This is a genomic window from Robertkochia sediminum, from assembly GCF_016786255.1.
Lineage (GTDB): Bacteria > Bacteroidota > Bacteroidia > Flavobacteriales > Flavobacteriaceae > Robertkochia > Robertkochia sediminum.
Window position 1 is genome coordinate 227347 of record NZ_JADMKT010000067.1, and the last position, 17939, is coordinate 245285.

Consider the following 17939-nt stretch of genomic DNA (forward strand, 5'->3'; position numbering starts at 1 on the left):
AGAAAATATTCTCTATATTTGTTTGGTAATCAATTCAGTAAGGTATGTTTCGCATATGTTTGTGGCTTACCTGCTTGTGCTTCCCGTTAAAGATCTTAGCTGTTAATTTTTCATCCCTCAGTGGCCTGGTGGTCGACGACCGTACCAGGGCACCGCTCTCTTCGGTTTCGGTATGCCTCGATGACTGCCGTATACGCACCATCACCGATGGTTCCGGAACCTTTATGTTAAGGGATATCCCTCCCGGGAATTATGAATTGCGACTGGAATTATCGGGGTATCGCCCTGTGACAATGCCTTTAGAGTTAACGCCGAACAAAGCCTTAAAATTAGGGGTTGTGACCATGGAATCGAAGGTGAATCCAGGCGATGAGACCGACGAGTTGTCTGATACGGGGCTGGTATTTGCAGAGGGTGATATGATAGCCGATTTCACACCCTTGAGTGCACTTCGTGAACCTTACGAAAAACGTATCGCCTTTAATTTCAGCCAGGCCTTTTATCGTTACCGCGGGTACGACTCCCGATACAGGGAAGTATTGATCAATGGTATACCTGTGAATTCGCTTGATAACGGAAGGGCGCCTTTTGGACTATGGGGCGGATTAAACGATATGTTTCGCAACAGGGAGTTCGCTACGGGTCTTGGCAGTTTCGCGATGGGTAGGGGTAGTGTTGGGGGAAGCTTACAGTTCGTTCTGGACCCCGATCTCAACAGGCGGGGCTTGCGGGTGAGTTCTTCGGCATCTAACCGGGGTTATGGCGGAAGGCTCATGGCGACTTATAATTCGGGAAACCTTCCCGGCAGGTTTTCTTATAGCTTCTCTGTATCTCGTCGTTGGGCAGAACAGGGGTATGTTGAAGGTACGCTTTACGATGCACTGTCTTTTTATGCGGCCGCGAGATATCGATTGGGCAGTAAGGAATCCCTGGTGTTGAATGCGCTTTATGCGCCTCAGCGCAGAGGTTCCCGTTCGGCACTTACGCGGGAAGTGGCCCAACTGGCGGGACATCGCTATAATCCGTTTTGGGGATATCAGGGAGGTACACGGAGAAACAGCAGGGTAAAGCGCAATAATACACCTTTGCTCCTGCTCAATTATCAGCACCGGTCTGTAAAGACCGATTGGGACCTGGGACTTATGTACTCTTTTGGAAAACGCAGTTCCGGGAGGCTGGGGTATTTCAACGCTCCGAATCCCGATCCCGCATATTATCGGTACTTACCCTCTTTCCAGTTGAATAGTGGTATCGTGAATTATGAGAACGCCAGGTTGGTGAGAGCGCGTTTTATGGAAGATCCTCAATTGAACTGGGTAGAAATGTACAGGATCAATCATAGTGGAAACCCCGATGGCAGGGCTTCCTATGTACTGTATGACGATGTAAGTTCCGGGTATCGATTCGGGGTTAATGCCCATGTGCTTTTTCGGTTGAAGAACCGCGGGGAGCTGCGTTTGGGCGTCTACGGACAGCAGGTAGCAGGCGATCATTTTGCCTTGCTCAGGGATCTGCTGGGGGCTCAGTATCATCTGGACGAAGATCCCTTTTCTGAAACTGCAAATCAGCTCAATGGGCAGGACCGGGTATACGAAGGCGACCGGTTTAACTACAACTACCGGTTAACCTCTCAGAATGCCCGAAGTTATGTGCGTTACCGGCACAGCTTTAAGAAGGGGCAGGCCTATCTCACTCTGGCAGGAGACTACCTGCAAACCATCCGGGAAGGACTGTTCAGGAATGAGCGGTATCCGGAGACTTCTTTTGGTGGCGGCGATCCTGTTCGGGTCTGGGGGACATCGGTAAAGGCCGGAGGGTCCTATCGCTTTAACGGGAGGCATATCCTGTTCGCAGATGGTGCTTTTATTAATAGGATACCACCGCTCACTGCGATCTTTGCAGATCCTCGTGAGAACCATTCCACGGTCATGGATCCCCGGCCGGAAAAGGTTGTGGGGGGAGATCTGCGCTATCGCATGGATCTGCGGTCTCTAAGGTTGCGTTCGACCCTGTTTTACACGGAATTCTCTGAGGTCAATAAGGTGAGCTACTACTACCTTGATGGCGGGGTGGGTAATGCCTTTGTTAAAGAGATGCGCACCGGGGTAGACAGCAGGCACCTCGGGGCAGAATTGTCACTTGAATACGACCTTTCTTCAAGCGTAAAGGCCGATCTGGTGGTAGCTTATGGCGACTATCGCTATACCTCTGATCCCGATATCACCCTCAATTTCAATACGGTTAATGAAGAAGAGGTGATCGATGAGACCGGAGCTTTAGACCTCGGAAAAGCCACAATGAAAGACCTATATGTGTCTAATGGTCCGCAATCGGCCGTTTCGGTGGGGATCGAGTACCGGTCTCCGGATTACTGGTGGGTAGGTGCTGTGGCGAGTTATCTCGACAGGAACTTTACCGGGGCCTCTGGGGTGCGAAGAACAGCAAGTTTTTTTACCGACCCCGATACAGGTGAACTCTTTGAAGACCTGGATATGGAGTTGGCCGGCTCCCTGTTGCAGCAGGAACGCCTTCAGCCCATTTACTATCTCGACCTTACGGCAGGGAAGTCGTGGCTGTTCAATTCGGTGTATGTGTCCTTATTTCTGAGTGTGAACAACCTCTTTAATGCCATTTATGAAACGGGTGGGTATGAACAACATCGCACCGCAAATTACCGGGATCTGTACAGGGATTCCCTTAGTGGCGACCCTTCTTTTGGAAATAAGTACTGGTATGGCTCCGGTCGTACCTTCTTTATAAACCTCGCTATTACTATTTGATATAATGACGACTATAGGAAATATGAAAACCCTACGTAAATACTCCATCCTTTTGGTATGGTTATCCTTGTTTCCTGGGTGTGTTCCGGGAGACGATTATGAAAGTATTTCTCCCTGCGAAGCTCCGGAAGTAAGTGCGGTGAAAGCAACCGCCTTCTTCGATACGCTGCAAAATGAAGTGACCCGTATAAAGGAGCCAATTTACCTAAAGCTCTATGTGACCTCGAGTGATAAAGAAGATAATATCTACGGGGCGATCTACCTCCAGGACCATCCTTCTTCCCCCTCTTTGGGGGTAGAACTTCGCACCGGATTGCGAGACGCTTACCTCCTTTATCCGCCGGGAACTGAGGTGTTGCTGGGTCTTGAAGGTTTGTATGTTAAGCCGCATAAGGGCGGACTCCAGGTGGGGAGTAAGCTCGAGAGCTTTGGGAATACAACGCTGGGTAGAATACCCGCCCAGGTTACCAAGGAGTACCTCCGGTTGTCTTGTGGGGTTGTAAAGGAGGTCGCTGCAAGATCTGTTGCTGCCGACACTCTGGACGGTAACTACAGTTTTATGTATGTGCGTTTTAATGATGTGCAACTCGTGACCGACGATCTGTGCAAGCGTTTTGCTGAACCACAGCACACGACCATAAGGACCTTAAACACTTGTGACGAAAAGAAACTGGAGTTGCTCAATAGTGGCTATTCAGCATTCAGTGACAGCCTGTTGCCTTCGGGTACAGGTCATGTACAGGGAATTCTTAAATATAGGGGGAGTGTGCCTCAGCTCCTCTTGAATTCGGTTAAGGAAGTGCAGCTTACCGATAGCCGTTGCGATGGCCTGGAATTGGACTGCAGTTTATCTCAGGCGGATTCAGGATCGGAGGAGGATGACCCTGTCCCTACAGAGGAGGGGCGTGTTCTGATCTCTGAACTCGCCGATCCTTTGAATACAACTACCTCCGGGAACGGACGGTTCATAGAGCTTTATAATGCTTCTGATCTACCCGCAGATCTTTCCGGCTGGGAGCTCAGGAGGTATACCAATGGCAATACGGAATTTACAAACAGTACAGTGGTCACCTTCGATCAGGTCGTAATGAAGGGGAAAAGCACTTTGGTGATCGCAGCCAACCCGACACATTTTGAGGAGATCTACGGATTTGCCCCGGACCTCTCCGGAGGAAGTGCAACTGCTGCCGATAGTAACGGAGACGATAATGTGATTCTCGTTAATGCTCAGGGGCAAACGGTAGATGTGTTCGGGGTTCCGGGAGAAGATGGTACCGGTACGGATCGCGATTTTATGGATGGGAGAGCAGTGAGGCACGGGCATGTGACCTTGGGAAACCCTGTTTTCGATCTGTCTGAATGGGAGGTCTATCAGGGCTATAATGCAGACGGTAACAATTTCCTGCCCCGTTATGCTCCCGCCGATCTTACTCCGGGAGTACATGATGGAAGTTGATCGGATAATTGTTCGGACTTGCTGAATTATGTATCTTCAGGTGGATGTTTAAACAGCTTTATGGAAACACTGAAGACAGCACTGGTACAAGCCGATCTCATATGGGAAGCCCCGGGAAAGAACAGGGCGTATTTTGAACGTGTATTTGAGGCTTTAGATTCCGATACCAACTTGGTGATATTACCCGAAATGTTCACTTCGGGATTCACTATGAGTCCTGAGGCGGTTTATGAGACCATGGATGGGGAGACCGTAAGCTGGATGAAAGAAAGGGCCCGGCATTACGGCTTCGCCATAGCCGGTAGTTTGGTGATACGGGAAGATGGGGTTTACCGCAACCGATTTTTGTTCGTGCATCCGCACGAACAGGTAGACCATTACGATAAGCGCCATGCCTTTACCTATGCCGGGGAGCATAAAGCTTACGTTCCCGGAGACCGGCGGGAGCTTATAACCTATAAGGGTTGGAAGATCTTTCCCCAGGTGTGTTACGACCTCAGGTTTCCGGTATTTTCCCGCAATGATATGGATTACGATCTTTTGATCTACGTGGCCAACTGGCCCGTGATGCGCATCGATGCATGGGATGCCTTGCTAAAGGCCAGGGCCATAGAAAATATGGCGTACTGCATTGGCGTGAACAGGATAGGAAAAGATGCTAACGGCTATGAATACCCCGGACATTCAGGGGTATACGATGTGCTTGGCCGGGAGGTTGTGCACACCACAAAGGAAGAAGTGGTATATGCCTCCTTAGAAAAAACACCTGTCAGTAAACTTCGCAATAAACTGGGCTTCCTTAAAGACCGGGACCAATTTGACCTAAAATAAAGGTTTGCTCGATCTCCCAATTGGCTCGCAATTCGATCATTTCGGGGTAATAGCTAATTCTTTCCGGTTGCCTTTTTTCGAGGAAATCTCCCGTATCCCATTTGCCATTACCGTTTACGTCATGAATGACGCGGATCATGTAGTTGCCGGGGTCGATATTGCTGAAATTATAACCGGGCAGGGGTTCCCGAATGACCTTCGATGCTTTCACCTTGTTTTGCTGGTCGGTGAGCTGAAGCACTATCGGATAAGAATCTACTCCCTGAAGCTTAACCCTGATGGTTCCCAGTTTCCCCAATTCTTTGGTGCTTATGCGGTATTGAAGGGTGTCGTTCTGTTTTTCAAAGAGGTCGGTCATAGCGCCGGGCAGGAGCTGGATATCATAGCGACTTCCGGGCTCCAGAAGCCACAATAAGCGCATTTCGTTCTTTTGTTCTTCCAGTAAAACAGAAAAATCTACCGCGGTAGAATCCTGATCGAGAATAGAGATCAACTCTTTCTCGTAACTGGTAAGTGGTGTGTTTGCGGCGATCGCAAAAGTATCTGTTAATTGGATGTTCCCGCTTTGAACAGCAGTTACCTGCAGGGTATCGTTGTATAACTCTCTCAGGCGAACGGTGAACGTATCGATTATTGTTTCTTTCTCTACCCTGAATAAAAGTGAATCGGCTTCAAAGGGAGTGAAGTAATAATTTAGTGTATCGGTTTCGCGATCTTGGATGATCACCGAACGGAAATCTTCCGGAGTGTCAGACAGCAGTTCGATCTTCATGCCTTCAGGCCTGCCTTCGTAACCGAAAACGATCTTGTTCTTGTTTGCCAGTGATGGGCGGGTAGCTCTGAATTTTGGAACCTCCCTGAAAAGGGTTAGTTCATAAATGGTATCGTTAGGGATCAAGATCGTATCTGCCACAAAACCTATCTTATCGGTCTTTGGTGAAAAGAGGTTGTCGTTGTTTTCATCTTTTATGGCAATAAGTCTGTATTTCCCTTCCTTGAGGTTGGTAAGCCTGAAGTCGGTTAAACTGTCCAGGGTATTGGTAATATAAGTGGGTTGCTTTCTGAAAACGGCAGAGTCGGTATAAGCCGTATCCATTTCATAAAGCATGACACTTACAAAATTGTCGGGTTCTTTTTGACTTGCATCAGTAACGAATCCGCCCAACTCGAGAGAATCGATATAAGAGCCGGTGGAGAATACGTACGAATAGAAAGGATAAGGATTACCTTCGTTATAATCTACAATGCTTTGCCCGAAATTGAGTACGTAGGTGGTGTTCTCTTTGAGGGTGTCGAGCAGTTCGATGGTTATTTTTTTATTCGCCGACCCCTGGGGAGATACCATGGGGGCATTTTTTAACGGGGGCGATACGATCAGTTGTTTTTGGAGGTCGTTTAATTTTACGAGCTCATCAAAGGTCAGGGTGATCTTATTGCCGTCGAAACCAACCTGGTAATTATCCGGATTTGTAGACAGGATCTCCGGCGGGGTCTCATCTTTTGGACCTCCGGTTGGCGTACTCCTTTTAGCGCAGTTGATAAGCGAAAACATCAGCCCGAAGAACAAGCTGTAATAAAGAAATTTACTGGATCTCATCGAAGCTGTTTAACGCTGCAAAATAACGATTATTTTTACGAAAGATAAAACTCAGGCTGTAATTGCCATAGTGGCAATACTGATCTTGATGTCGGCATGGGTCTTGATCGCCCGGGCTGCAGCTTCAAGGGTTGTTCCCGTAGTAACAACATCATCGGTTAGCAAAACATGTTTATACGGTTTAAGCGCTTCGGCATCGACCTCGAAAACAGGCCCGGTTTCCAAAGCTCTTGTTTGACGGCCACGGAAGGCAAACGCTCCCGACCTGTCGGTTCTGGTAAGTACATCTTTTCCAAGGGTTACTCCTGATCCCTGTGCTATGGCCTTTGCAAAGGTGTGGGTTTGGTTATACCCTCTTTTTCTCAATTTTCTTTTTTGTAATGGCATGGGTAATACCAGGTCGATATCTTGGAACCTCGAAGATCGTTGCATTTCCTCATACATCCATTCGCCCATCCACGATCCGGCATATTGCTGTTTCCTGTATTTTAATTCATGGATAATTTGCTGAACCGCTCCCTTCTTATGAAACCAGAATAAGGCAGTGGCTGCTTCTATCCTTACGCGACCGTAAAAGATCCTTTCTACCTGGTTTTCAGGCCTGTCTGTAAAATGTGTTTGCGGTAGTTGGTGAAGGCAGGTAACACAAACCAGTTGTTCTCTCAGAGGCAATATGGCCCTGCAGGAAAGACAAGCCCCGGGAAAGAAAAGGTTTTGGAGATCATTTACTATCTTTACTGCGGTCCGCAAGGTTCAAAATTATAAGTTATTCTCAAAGCTAATTATTTTTGATGAGCTCCCAAAAGAAGCAAATTGGTCAGAAAATAGTCCTGGGAGTCCTGCTACTATGCGTTATAGCCTTAACAGGATTTTCCTACTTAAACTACATTGAAACAGAAAAAAAGGTCTCTTTCCTGGAGAATGCCAAGGGTATGATCATGGATGATCTCGAAGAGATCGAAGACGACCTTGAAGGCCTGGCCCGTGAGAACGATTCGTATGCACGCGAGATCGAATCGAGCAGAAAGCGTATCACCCTGCTCATGGATTCGATCAAGCGAATGGAGGTAGACTACCAGATCCTGGATCGCTATCGAAGGGAGCTTGCTTCCATAAGAAAAGACAACCGGGAGTTAAAGGAAACCCTGGATTCTGTGCGACGACAAAATGCCCTGTTGGTGCAGGAGGTCGACAGTGCAAAACTTCGTTATACCGAACTGGAGCGTTATTCTGAGGCACTTAAGATCGCTAATGAGGACCTCTCCCAGTTCACCGATTCCCTTATTAATGAAAACATACAGCTTACCGCAAAGGTCAAAGGGAGTGCCGCCCTGAGCATTAGTGCTCTTGAAGGTACGGCCTATCGCGTACGCAACAATGGTAAGGCAGTAAAAACATCGAAATTTCACAATGCAGAACGCCTCAGGGTATGTTTTAACCTGGCGCCGAATACGTTGTTGCAGCCGGGAGATAAGGTGTTTTACATTCAGTTCGTAGATCCAAAGGAGAATGTTCTCGGGCAGTCAGACGGTGGTGCCGATACATCCGGTGAGCTCCCATACAGTAAAAAGGTGGTTATCGATTACGAAAACCGGCCGATGAATATTTGCGATTATATTGTCGTGAACGATCTGCAATACCCGGGGAATTACAGGGTAAATGTATTCTATGGCAATAATCTGCTTGCATCCTCGCTTTTTACCCTGAATTAAGTAAAAATCTTTTCAAATAGCATATTTTTGCGGCATGGCAAAACAAGAAGATCAATTTAAAAAGGTGATCTCACACGCTAAGGAATACGGGTATATTTTCCCTTCCAGTGAGATCTATGATGGCCTGAGTGCTGTATATGATTACGGGCAGAAAGGTGTTGAACTTAAAAAGAATATCCGCGAATACTGGTGGAAGGCAATGGTGCAGATGCACGAGAACATCGTAGGTCTCGATGCAGCCATTTTTATGCATCCTACCACCTGGAAAGCGTCAGGACACGTAGATGCTTTTAACGATCCGCTTATAGATAACAAGGATTCTAAAAAGCGTTACCGCGCCGATGTTTTGGTTGAAGATCACGTTGCCAAGATCGAAGCCAAGATCGAAAAGGAAGTGAATAAGGCGGCGAAGCGCTTTGGGGATGCTTTTGATAAGGAGCAGTTCATGGCAACCAATCCTAGAGTACTGCGCTACCGTGAAGAAATGGATGCCATCCTGAAGCGTTTAGGGAGTTCTCTTGAAAAAGAAGATCTGGCCGATGTCAAAGCGCTTATCGAGGAATTAGGGATCGCCGATCCGGAGACCGGAAGTAAGAACTGGACAGATGTTAAACAGTTTAACCTGATGTTCGGAACAAAACTGGGTGCGAGTGCCGACTCGGCAATGGACCTCTACCTGCGTCCGGAAACGGCACAGGGTATTTTTGTAAACTTCCTGAATGTGCAAAAGACCGGAAGAATGAAGATCCCATTTGGGATCGCTCAAACGGGGAAGGCCTTCAGAAATGAGATCGTTGCCCGTCAGTTTATCTTCCGAATGAGGGAATTCGAACAGATGGAGATGCAATACTTTATCAAGCCGGGAACCCAGAAAGAATGGTATGAATACTGGAAGGAGGCACGTCTTAAATGGCATCTTTCCCTGGGAATGGGTGAAGATAACTACCGTTATCACGATCATGAAAAACTGGCGCACTATGCCGATGCTGCCGCCGACATAGAATTTAAATTCCCATTCGGATTCAAGGAGTTGGAAGGTATTCACTCCAGAACCGATTTTGACCTTGCTAAACACGAAGAGTTCAGTGGGAAGAAGTTGCAGTACTTCGATCCTGAAGAGAATAAGAGTTACACTCCTTATGTGCTTGAAACCTCTATCGGACTCGACAGAATGTTCCTCGCTGTATTCTCAAAAGCCCTTCAGGAAGAAGAGCTCGAGAACGGAAGTACGAGAACTGTTCTGCGTATTCCGGCTGTTCTGGCTCCAACCAAAGTGGCTATTCTTCCATTGGTGAAGAAGGACGGACTTCCGGAGGAGGCCAGAAAGATCTTCGATGAGCTTAAATGGGATATGCAGGTGGATTATGACGAGAAAGATGCCGTGGGAAGAAGGTACCGCAGGCAGGATGCTGCAGGTACGCCGTTCTGTATCACTGTAGATCACGAAACCCTGGAGAACGATACTGTTACCCTGCGTCATCGCGATAGCATGGAGCAGCAGCGGGTTGCCATAAAAGATCTTAAAGATTTGATCAGTAAAGAGGTCGATATGCGTTACTGGCTGGAGAAGTGCAAGTAATGAATTAGACCCTGAAAAATAAGAAGACCTGTGTAAGCGGGTCTTTTTTTTTAAGTACGCTAAGGTGCGGACAGAAAAGAAGGATTTTTATATTTTAACCCACAGCAAAAGAAAGCATATCATTTATGAAAATCATAAGTTATAATGTTAATGGAATACGAGCTGCGCTCAGAAAGGGATTTATTGACTGGCTAAAGGCTGCCGATCCCGACGTGGTTTGTATTCAGGAGACCAAAGCCCATAAGGAACAGCTGGATCTGCGCCTGTTCGAAGAGGCCGGCTATGCATACAACTATTGGTTTAGCGCTCAGAAAAAAGGATATAGCGGTACGGCCATTCTCTCGAAGACCGAACCCGACCATGTGGCCTACGGTACCGGGATCGATTATATGGATGCCGAAGGGCGCAATATCAGAGCCGATTTTGGAGATGTCTCGGTAATGAGCATGTACCTGCCATCCGGGACCAATATGGATCGCCTCGAATTTAAGTTGCAATATATGGACGACTTCCAGCGTTATGCAGATACCTTACGAAAGGAGCGTCCAAACCTGATCGTGAGTGGAGATTACAATATATGTCACCGCGCCATCGATATCCATGATCCGGTGCGAAATGCCAAGGTGTCCGGATTTCTGCCCGTAGAACGTGAATGGATCGATAATTTTATTAAAAGCGGATTTACCGATTCGTTTCGCGCCATGCACCCTGAAGTGGCTCATGAATATTCCTGGTGGACCTACAGGGCAAATGCAAGGGCCAATAATAAGGGGTGGCGTATCGATTATAATATGGTCTCCGAGCCTTTACAAGAGCGCATTACAAGAGCCGTAATGCTTCCTGAGGCTAAGCACAGTGATCACTGTCCGGTGTTACTTGAGCTGGATAACTAGGGCAGACTGTTCCGTATCATTTGAGCAACATCGCTGGGAGTAGATGCATTCGACATTCCAAAGATTAAACAATCCGATAAATAAACCCTAAATACTAATAACAAAACTATGAAGACCTTTTTATTCGCTTTGGGAGCCGGGCTCATGCTTAGCTCTTGTGTAACGGCTAAGGTGTATAAGGACCTGGAGTCGCGTTATGAGGAATTGAAAGAAGAACGAGCCGCCCTGGCCGACGAGAACCAGAGATTGCAAAAAGAAAATAATAAGCTTTCGAATACGATCGAGGGTCTTGGAAAGACCCTGGAAGAAATGCGTGCGGAACGCAATAAGTTGCAACAGCAATATACGGCAGCAAGTAAGCATCTGGAAGAATTGAAAAAAGCTTACGATGCCCTGGAGCGCAATAGCAGTAGTGCACTTGCCGAAAATGCCCAGCGCAACAGGAGCTTACTGCAAGATCTGGAGAATCGCGAAAAGGTTCTTGATCAGAAATTGGAAGAGCTGGAGCGTATGCGGAGGCAAATGGAGTTTCAGTCCGGACGCGTAGCCGAACTGGAGGGGATACTGGCGTCTAAAGAAGCCGCCATGCGTTCGCTTAAGGTGGCCATATCGAAAGCCTTGTTAGATTTTGAAGGGAAGGGGCTAACCGTAGAACAGCGCAATGGAAAGGTGTATGTTTCCATGGAGAACAAACTCTTGTTCGATAGCGGTAGCTGGTCGGTCAATGCACGGGGGAGACAGGCCGTGATGCAGCTGGCCGGGGTCCTTGCTGCCAATCCTGATATCGCTGTGCTCATAGAAGGTCATACCGATAATGTGCCTTATGCCGGAAAAGGAATGATCGAAGACAACTGGGACCTTTCGGTAAAGAGGGCGACGACCATCGTAAAGATCCTTACCGAAAATAGTGCTATTGATCCCGGCGGACTTTCAGCTGCAGGTAAAAGCTATTATATGCCCGTGGCCGATAATGGAAACGCCGAAGGAAGAGCCAGGAACAGGCGTATTGAGATCGTCCTTGCACCCAAGCTCGATGAGGTTAGTAAATTGCTTAGCGAGATCTAATGTCTCGGATTTAGTATTTTTGAAGTCTCCTGCCGGTTCGGTGGGAGGCTTTTTTGTTTGAAAAAAATTGTGATATGAAATATACATTGTTACCGCACACCGATATCAAGGTGAGTAAGATCTGCCTGGGAACCATGACCTGGGGGCAGCAAAACACAGAAGCCGAAGGGCATGCTCAGATGGATTACGCCTTTGATCAGGGGGTGAATTTCTTCGATACTGCCGAATTGTATCCGGTACCTGCAAAGGCTGAGACGCAGGGAGAGACCGAGCGTGTCATTGGAACCTGGTTTAAAAAGAACGGGAATCGTGAGCAGGTGGTTCTCGCTTCCAAGATCGCAGGTCCGGCTGCCTTCACTCAACACATTCGTACAGGCGGATTCAAAAAGGAAGAGATAGAAGATGCCATCCATAAGAGTCTGAAACGGCTTCAAACCGATTATATCGACCTGTATCAGCTTCACTGGCCGGAACGAAATACCAATTATTTCGGGTCTCGTGGGTACATCCATGATGAGCAGGAGCAATGGGAAGATAACTTCCGAACGGTATTGGAAAGTCTTGAAGATTTTGTGAAGCAGGGAAAGATCCGTCAGGTAGGATTGTCTAATGAAAATCCTTTTGGGGTAATGAGATACCTCGAGGAGCATCGCAATCACGACCTGCCGCGAATGATCACCATTCAAAATCCGTACAACCTTCTTAATCGTTTGTTCGAAGGAGGTAATGCTGAGGTTTCCATGAGAGAAGGAGTGGGGCTGCTGGCGTATTCTCCTCTCGGATTCGGAACGCTGTCCGGTAAGTACCTTGGCGGTAAGATGCCGGAAGGTTCGCGTATAAAATTGTTCCCGAATTACAACAGGTATATCAAACCACAAGGGGTTAAGGCTACAGAGAAGTACGCTGCCCTTGCCGAAGCGAACGGACTGTCGTTAACACACATGGCGCTGGCCTTTGTAAATGCCCAGCCTTTTGTGACCTCAAATATTATCGGGGCTACCCGTCTGGATCAATTAAAAGAGAATATCTCGAGTATTGACGTGGAGTTATCGCAGGAGGTGCTCGATGCGATCAATGAGATCCACAATGAGATCCCGAATCCTGCGCCGTAGTAACAGGGTTTAAAGGGCATAGTTAGCCGAATAGGAATTGAGCAACGTCTTCTATTCGGTTAACTTTTTTGATCACGATCTGATGGTTCTTCACCGTGATCTTATTGCTTCCGGCAACCATAATGGTTGAGAATCCGAGTTTTTCAGCTTCCAGAATACGTTGGTCAATACGCTGTACCGGGCGAATCTCTCCCGCGAGTCCGACCTCTGCAGCAAAACACACGTCTTTACTTATTGCAATATCTTCATTAGAAGACAATACAGCTGCTACCACAGCCAGATCGATCGAAGGATCGTCTACATTGATGCCCCCTGTGATGTTCAGAAAAACATCCTTGGCACCCAGTCGGAAGCCGGCTCTTTTTTCAAGTACCGCCAGCAGCATGTTCAGACGTTTTACATTGAACCCCGTACAGCTGCGCTGGGGTGTGCCGTACACGGCAGTGCTCACCAGAGCCTGGATCTCTACCATTAAAGGGCGCATACCTTCAATGGTGGCGGATATCGCTGTACCGCTGAGTTCTTCTCCGTTCTTGCTGATCAGGATCTCCGAAGGGTTGGTAACCTCTCTTAATCCGTCGCCAAGCATCTCGTAAATACCCAGTTCGGCAGTAGATCCGAAACGGTTCTTATGAGCGCGAAGTATGCGGTATACATGATTCCGATCGCCTTCAAACTGAAGCACGGTATCTACCATATGCTCCAGGATCTTGGGCCCGGCTATGTGGCCGTCTTTTGTGATGTGGCCAATGAGCAAAACAGGGATGTTGGTTTCTTTAGCGAACTTGATCAGTTCTGAGGTGCATTCCCTGATCTGGGAAATGCTTCCTGCCGATGATTCTATATGTTCGGTTTGCAGGGTTTGTATGGAATCGATGATCACGATCTCGGGTTTGGTCTCAGCGATCTGCTTAAATATGTTTTGTGTCTTTGTTTCGGTTAGCACATAGCAGTTCGCATTAGAAGGGTTGATGCGCTCGGCCCTCATCTTGATCTGCTTTTGGCTTTCCTCTCCCGAAACATATAGGGACCTTATGGGGAGCTTAAGGGTGATCTGAAGTAAAAGTGTACTCTTTCCGATCCCGGGTTCCCCACCGAGAAGGGTTACCGATCCTGGCACGATACCTCCGCCCAGAACCCTGTCGAGTTCTCCGTTACCGGAGGGGACGCGCAATTCACTACTGCCGTCGATCTCGTGGATCTTTAGGGGGCGGTTTACTTTTTTGACCTTACCAGGTTCGCGGTTCCAACTTCTCTTATCCTTTTTTTCCACCAATTCTTCTACAATGGTGTTCCACGCCCTGCAAGAGCTACATTGCCCTTGCCATTTTGCGAATTGGGTGCCGCACTGCTGGCAGAAATAAGTGGTCTTGACCTTAGCCATGAAAAACAGAATTAGAGGGTTGCTGTAAGAGCTGCTAAAATACGCATTCAGGTTGAAGCGTAGGTCTTACCAACCGAAATCTTGCTTTAGCTGATCGATACGTTGCAGTGTCAGATCTTTGGTCAGGAAATCGATCTCCGGCATGCTGAAGGCTTTTTCGTAGGTGCGCATGGCCTTTTTAGGTTCTCCGGAGAGCTCGAGGTACTCTGCTTCGATAAAGAATCCCAGCATGGTGTCCGGAAATTCTTTTTTAGCAAGCTTGCTGAGAGCATCGAGAGATTCTAGACTTTCTTTCTTCTTACTTGCCGCATACACCGCCATAAAATCGTTCAGGCTCATCGCCTTTTTAAATCCGAACAGACTTTCTATGGTGTTGTATTTGTTTTCGAGGTACTCATAAGGCTCGCCCACATAGGTCATGAGTTTGTTCTTGTATTCTTTTACACTTATAGGGGTGTAAATATCAAAGATCTGGTCCATGGCCTTGGGTATGGCATAGGCGGCCAGAGCGTGGTGGTCTGCGATCTCGTATTTTTCATAGAGGTAGTGCAGGTTGTCATTGCTTATGAGTTTTAAGCGGGTGTTGAGTCGGCTTACACTCTCTTTGTTCTCGCGGGTATCGTTGGCAGAGGTGGCAAGAAAGTAAAAGGTATTTCCGGAGGCTTCGGCAAGGCGTTCCGGTATATACTCTTCCATCTGAACAGGAAGGGTTGGAGACAAGCTGATATACGCCTGGAAAAGCGGATCTTCTTTGAAGAGGTAATAATTGATGAAATTCCCTGTTAGGCCGTGGCCGATCACCGCCTTAAAAGGCGCTATTTCGTATTCTTTTTCTATGGCCGGAATGAGTTCCATACCTAAGAATTCAAAGAAATTTGCTCCCGATTCTTCCGGGAGTCCAGAGGTAACACTATAGGCGATATCGCGATCTCGGGTGTTCTTTTGGTTAACGCCCAGGACGATGCATTGCGGTAGTTCTTCTTTGTATGCAAAGAATTTTGCAGACGCTACGGCCTGGTCAAAAAGGTAGTCTCCGTCGAGAACTACAATTAGAGGGTATGATCTTTCGGGGGTGTAGTCGTTGGGTACGTAAAGGCGGTAGCCTCGCTTTTCTCCCAGTTTATAAGAATCTATAGATCCGAGACTGGTTTGTGATAAAACGGGCGCGCAATAGAGTAGTCCTGTGATTAGCAGGCAAATAAATTTTCTCATGATACGTTGATTTGGGAGAGAAAGATAAGAAATTATTTGCTTCTGTTGTAAAAAGGCAAATACAAGAAAGAGAAGGCTCCAAGGATCACGACCATAAGGGTTTGGGAAGTCCACATGATCCATCCGAAGGAGTCTGCAGCGGTTTGAGTAATGCCGTACAGTACAAGTACTTTCCCCACGGCCAAAGGGTAGAGTCCGATACCTCCGTTTGTCGTGCTCATAGCGAAGGCTCCGGCAACAAAGGCTACCAGCATGGAGGCGATCCCCAGATCGATAGTTTCCGGGATACTGTATTTGATGAGCCAGAACATAACGATGTACATGATCCAGATACCCAGGGTGTAGAGAATGAACGCTCCTTTGCGGCGCATTTTGAAAATACTGGTGATCCCCTCCATGAGTCCGCGAACAAGTTGACGTATGCGTTGCAGCCAACCAATATGGGTACGGTTGATAAAGTAAAGGAACGCCAGGCCTGCACATCCGAGAACGGCTAGAACGGCAATGGTCTTTAAGGGGTGAATGCCTTTGCTTTCCAGGTAACTCACGATGAATTCCGTTTGAAATGCAGCGGCTGTAACCACGACCAGCAAGAGCATGATGAGGTCTATGATGCGTTCGGCAACGATGGTCCCGAAGCCTTTTTCAAAAGGGATCTTCTCGTAGGTGCTTATGGTGGTTGCCCGGAACACCTCTCCGGATCGCGGAATACCCAGGTTGGCGAGATAGGCTATAAAAATAGCCATGATATTATTGGCAAACCTCGGGTGGTAGCCCATAGGTTCCAGCAGCAGGTTCCATCGCCAGGCTCTGAACAAGTGACTCAATAAACCCGCCAGGAGAGAAAGCACAACCCAAAAGTAATTGGCTTCTTTTATAGTATGGTAGATCTGCGTGCGATCTGCGGGGGTGGTTTGGCGGTATGAGTAATAAACAAGAAAAACTCCCAGGGCTAGTGGGAGTATGGTCTTTAATTTATTTTTTAGTCTTTTGTTCAAGCTTAGGTAAGCGTATTGTCTTTCTCATTTGGGAAAACCAATGAAGGCTTAAAGCTTTTTGCTTCTTCAAAATCCATAAGGGCATAAGAAATAATAATGATCACATCTCCTTTTTGAACCTTGCGTGCCGCGGGTCCGTTAAGGGTGATCTCACCACTGTTTCTGTTGCCTTTAATGGCGTAGGTCTCGAGGCGTTCACCGTTATTGATATTCACGATCGTAACCTTTTCCCCCTCAATGATGTTCGAGGCTTCCATCAGGTTTTCGTCAATGGTGATACTTCCTATGTAATTAAGGTCGGCTCCAGTCACCGTAACGCGGTGAATCTTAGACTTTACAACTTCAATTTGCATGGCGCAAAGATATTAATTTAGGGCAATATTGTCGATGAGGCGTACATCATTTGCGAAAACGGCAATGAAAAGCCTGTAATCTTTCCCTTTTTCAAATTTTTTAACGGGTCTTAACGTAGATTCATCAGCAATTTCGACATATTCAAGCTTCAGGAACGGGTGGTTAACGAACTGATTTTCAGTCCATTCCTTGATCTTTTCGGCTGATTCTTCCGGAAATTTACTTTTCGCTTCAGTGATCGTTGCGTAGATAAAGGCAGCTTCTTTTCTGCTTTCTTCGCTCAGGCGTTCATTACGGGAGCTCATGGCAAGGCCATGGGGCTCTCTTAGTATCGGACACCCGATGATCTCTGTTGCTATATGTTGTTTTTCAACCAATTTTTTAATGATCTGTAGCTGTTGAAAGTCTTTTTCTCCAAAGTAGGCCTTGTCGGCTTCAACCAGATCGAGGAGTGATTTAACGATGGTTCCAACCCCGTCAAAATGCCCGGTGCGAAACTTACCTTCCATCTGATGTTCGAGTCCGTCAAAATCAAATTTCCCTGCGGTAACCTCTTCAGCGTACATTTCTTCTACTGAGGGAGCAAATACCACGACCTCTTTTTGCGTTCCTTCGAGTAATTTGAGGTCTTGTTCAAAGGTAGATGGATACTTGGCCAGGTCTTCCTTATTGTCAAATTGTGTAGGGTTTACAAAAATACTCACTACCGTGAGGTCGTTTTCCTTCGCGGCATTCAAGACCAGGGACAGGTGTCCGGCATGCAATGCACCCATGGTAGGTACGAGGGCAATTCGTTGTCCTTCGCCCCTTTTGAGGTCCAGATAATCCCTGAGCTCATTTTTGTGTTCGAATACGCGCATTTGAGAAAAAATTAACAGCGTGCAAAGCTAGGTATTTTAAATAAAATAGGCATATTTTTTGTAATTTTGCATGCTTAAGACTTAAAGTGTAAAGAAATAATTGAAT

At 47.2% G+C, this 17939-nt stretch carries 15 protein-coding genes; 8 read left to right on the plus strand and 7 right to left on the minus strand.

Annotation, left to right across the window (positions count from 1 at the left end):
* Positions 1-44 precede the first annotated feature (44 nt).
* Genes IS446_RS03955 through IS446_RS03965 form a run of 3 tightly spaced genes read left to right on the plus strand, consistent with a single transcriptional unit; the run spans position 45 to position 5067 of the window.
* Entirely contained in the window at positions 45-2780 is a 2736-nt protein-coding gene (locus tag IS446_RS03955) for a carboxypeptidase-like regulatory domain-containing protein (RefSeq protein WP_203058690.1), read from the plus strand.
* A gap of 22 nt (positions 2781-2802) precedes the next feature.
* Complete coding sequence (locus IS446_RS03960; protein WP_203058691.1) at positions 2803-4236, plus strand: DUF5689 domain-containing protein; 1434 nt, start codon at positions 2803-2805, stop codon at positions 4234-4236.
* Positions 4237-4296: 60 nt separating this feature from the next.
* Complete coding sequence (locus IS446_RS03965) at positions 4297-5067, plus strand: amidohydrolase (protein WP_203058692.1); 771 nt, start codon at positions 4297-4299, stop codon at positions 5065-5067.
* Here IS446_RS03965 and IS446_RS03970 read toward each other — a convergent pair.
* Positions 5036-6664, minus strand: a complete 1629-nt coding sequence (locus IS446_RS03970; RefSeq protein WP_203058693.1) for an Ig-like domain-containing protein — start codon at positions 6662-6664, stop codon at positions 5036-5038. The genes IS446_RS03965 and IS446_RS03970 overlap by 32 nt on opposite strands.
* 51 nt (positions 6665-6715) lie before the next feature.
* On the minus strand, positions 6716-7414 hold the full coding sequence (locus IS446_RS03975) for a ComF family protein (RefSeq protein ID WP_203058694.1): 699 nt from the start codon (positions 7412-7414) through the stop codon (positions 6716-6718).
* A 41-nt stretch (positions 7415-7455) separates the two neighbouring features.
* Here IS446_RS03975 and IS446_RS03980 point away from each other — a divergent pair, with 41 nt between their 5' ends.
* From IS446_RS03980 to IS446_RS04000, 5 genes are all read left to right on the plus strand, one after another.
* The gene (locus tag IS446_RS03980) at positions 7456-8376 is read left to right on the plus strand and encodes a hypothetical protein (RefSeq protein ID WP_203058695.1); all 921 of its coding nucleotides are present in this window, start codon (positions 7456-7458) and stop codon (positions 8374-8376) included.
* Positions 8377-8410: 34 nt separating this feature from the next.
* Positions 8411-9955, plus strand: coding sequence for a glycine--tRNA ligase (locus tag IS446_RS03985; RefSeq protein WP_203058696.1), 1545 nt, complete (start codon positions 8411-8413; stop codon positions 9953-9955).
* A gap of 125 nt (positions 9956-10080) precedes the next feature.
* Entirely contained in the window at positions 10081-10848 is a 768-nt protein-coding gene (locus tag IS446_RS03990) for an exodeoxyribonuclease III (RefSeq protein ID WP_203058697.1), read from the plus strand.
* Positions 10849-10956: 108 nt separating this feature from the next.
* On the plus strand, positions 10957-11913 hold the full coding sequence (locus IS446_RS03995) for an OmpA family protein (RefSeq protein WP_203058698.1): 957 nt from the start codon (positions 10957-10959) through the stop codon (positions 11911-11913).
* A 74-nt stretch (positions 11914-11987) separates the two neighbouring features.
* Positions 11988-13025, plus strand: a complete 1038-nt coding sequence (locus IS446_RS04000) for an NADP(H)-dependent aldo-keto reductase (protein WP_203058699.1) — start codon at positions 11988-11990, stop codon at positions 13023-13025.
* Positions 13026-13047: 22 nt separating this feature from the next.
* Here IS446_RS04000 and radA read toward each other — a convergent pair whose 3' ends face one another.
* From radA to panC, 5 genes are all read right to left on the minus strand, one after another.
* Entirely contained in the window at positions 13048-14409 is a 1362-nt protein-coding gene (gene radA, locus IS446_RS04005; RefSeq protein WP_203058700.1) for a DNA repair protein RadA, read from the minus strand.
* Positions 14410-14475: 66 nt separating this feature from the next.
* Complete coding sequence (locus tag IS446_RS04010) at positions 14476-15621, minus strand: alpha/beta hydrolase-fold protein (protein ID WP_203058701.1); 1146 nt, start codon at positions 15619-15621, stop codon at positions 14476-14478.
* 32 nt (positions 15622-15653) lie between these two features.
* A complete protein-coding gene (locus tag IS446_RS04015; protein ID WP_203058702.1) occupies positions 15654-16619 on the minus strand; it encodes a lysylphosphatidylglycerol synthase transmembrane domain-containing protein in 966 nt (321 codons plus the stop codon).
* Between the two features lie 2 nt (positions 16620-16621).
* Positions 16622-16972 carry an aspartate 1-decarboxylase gene (panD, locus tag IS446_RS04020; protein WP_203058703.1) on the minus strand — a complete coding sequence of 117 codons (351 nt, stop codon included), beginning with the start codon at positions 16970-16972 and terminating at the stop codon, positions 16622-16624.
* A gap of 12 nt (positions 16973-16984) precedes the next feature.
* Positions 16985-17833, minus strand: a complete 849-nt coding sequence (gene panC / locus IS446_RS04025) for a pantoate--beta-alanine ligase (RefSeq protein WP_203058704.1) — start codon at positions 17831-17833, stop codon at positions 16985-16987.
* Positions 17834-17939 lie beyond the last annotated feature (106 nt).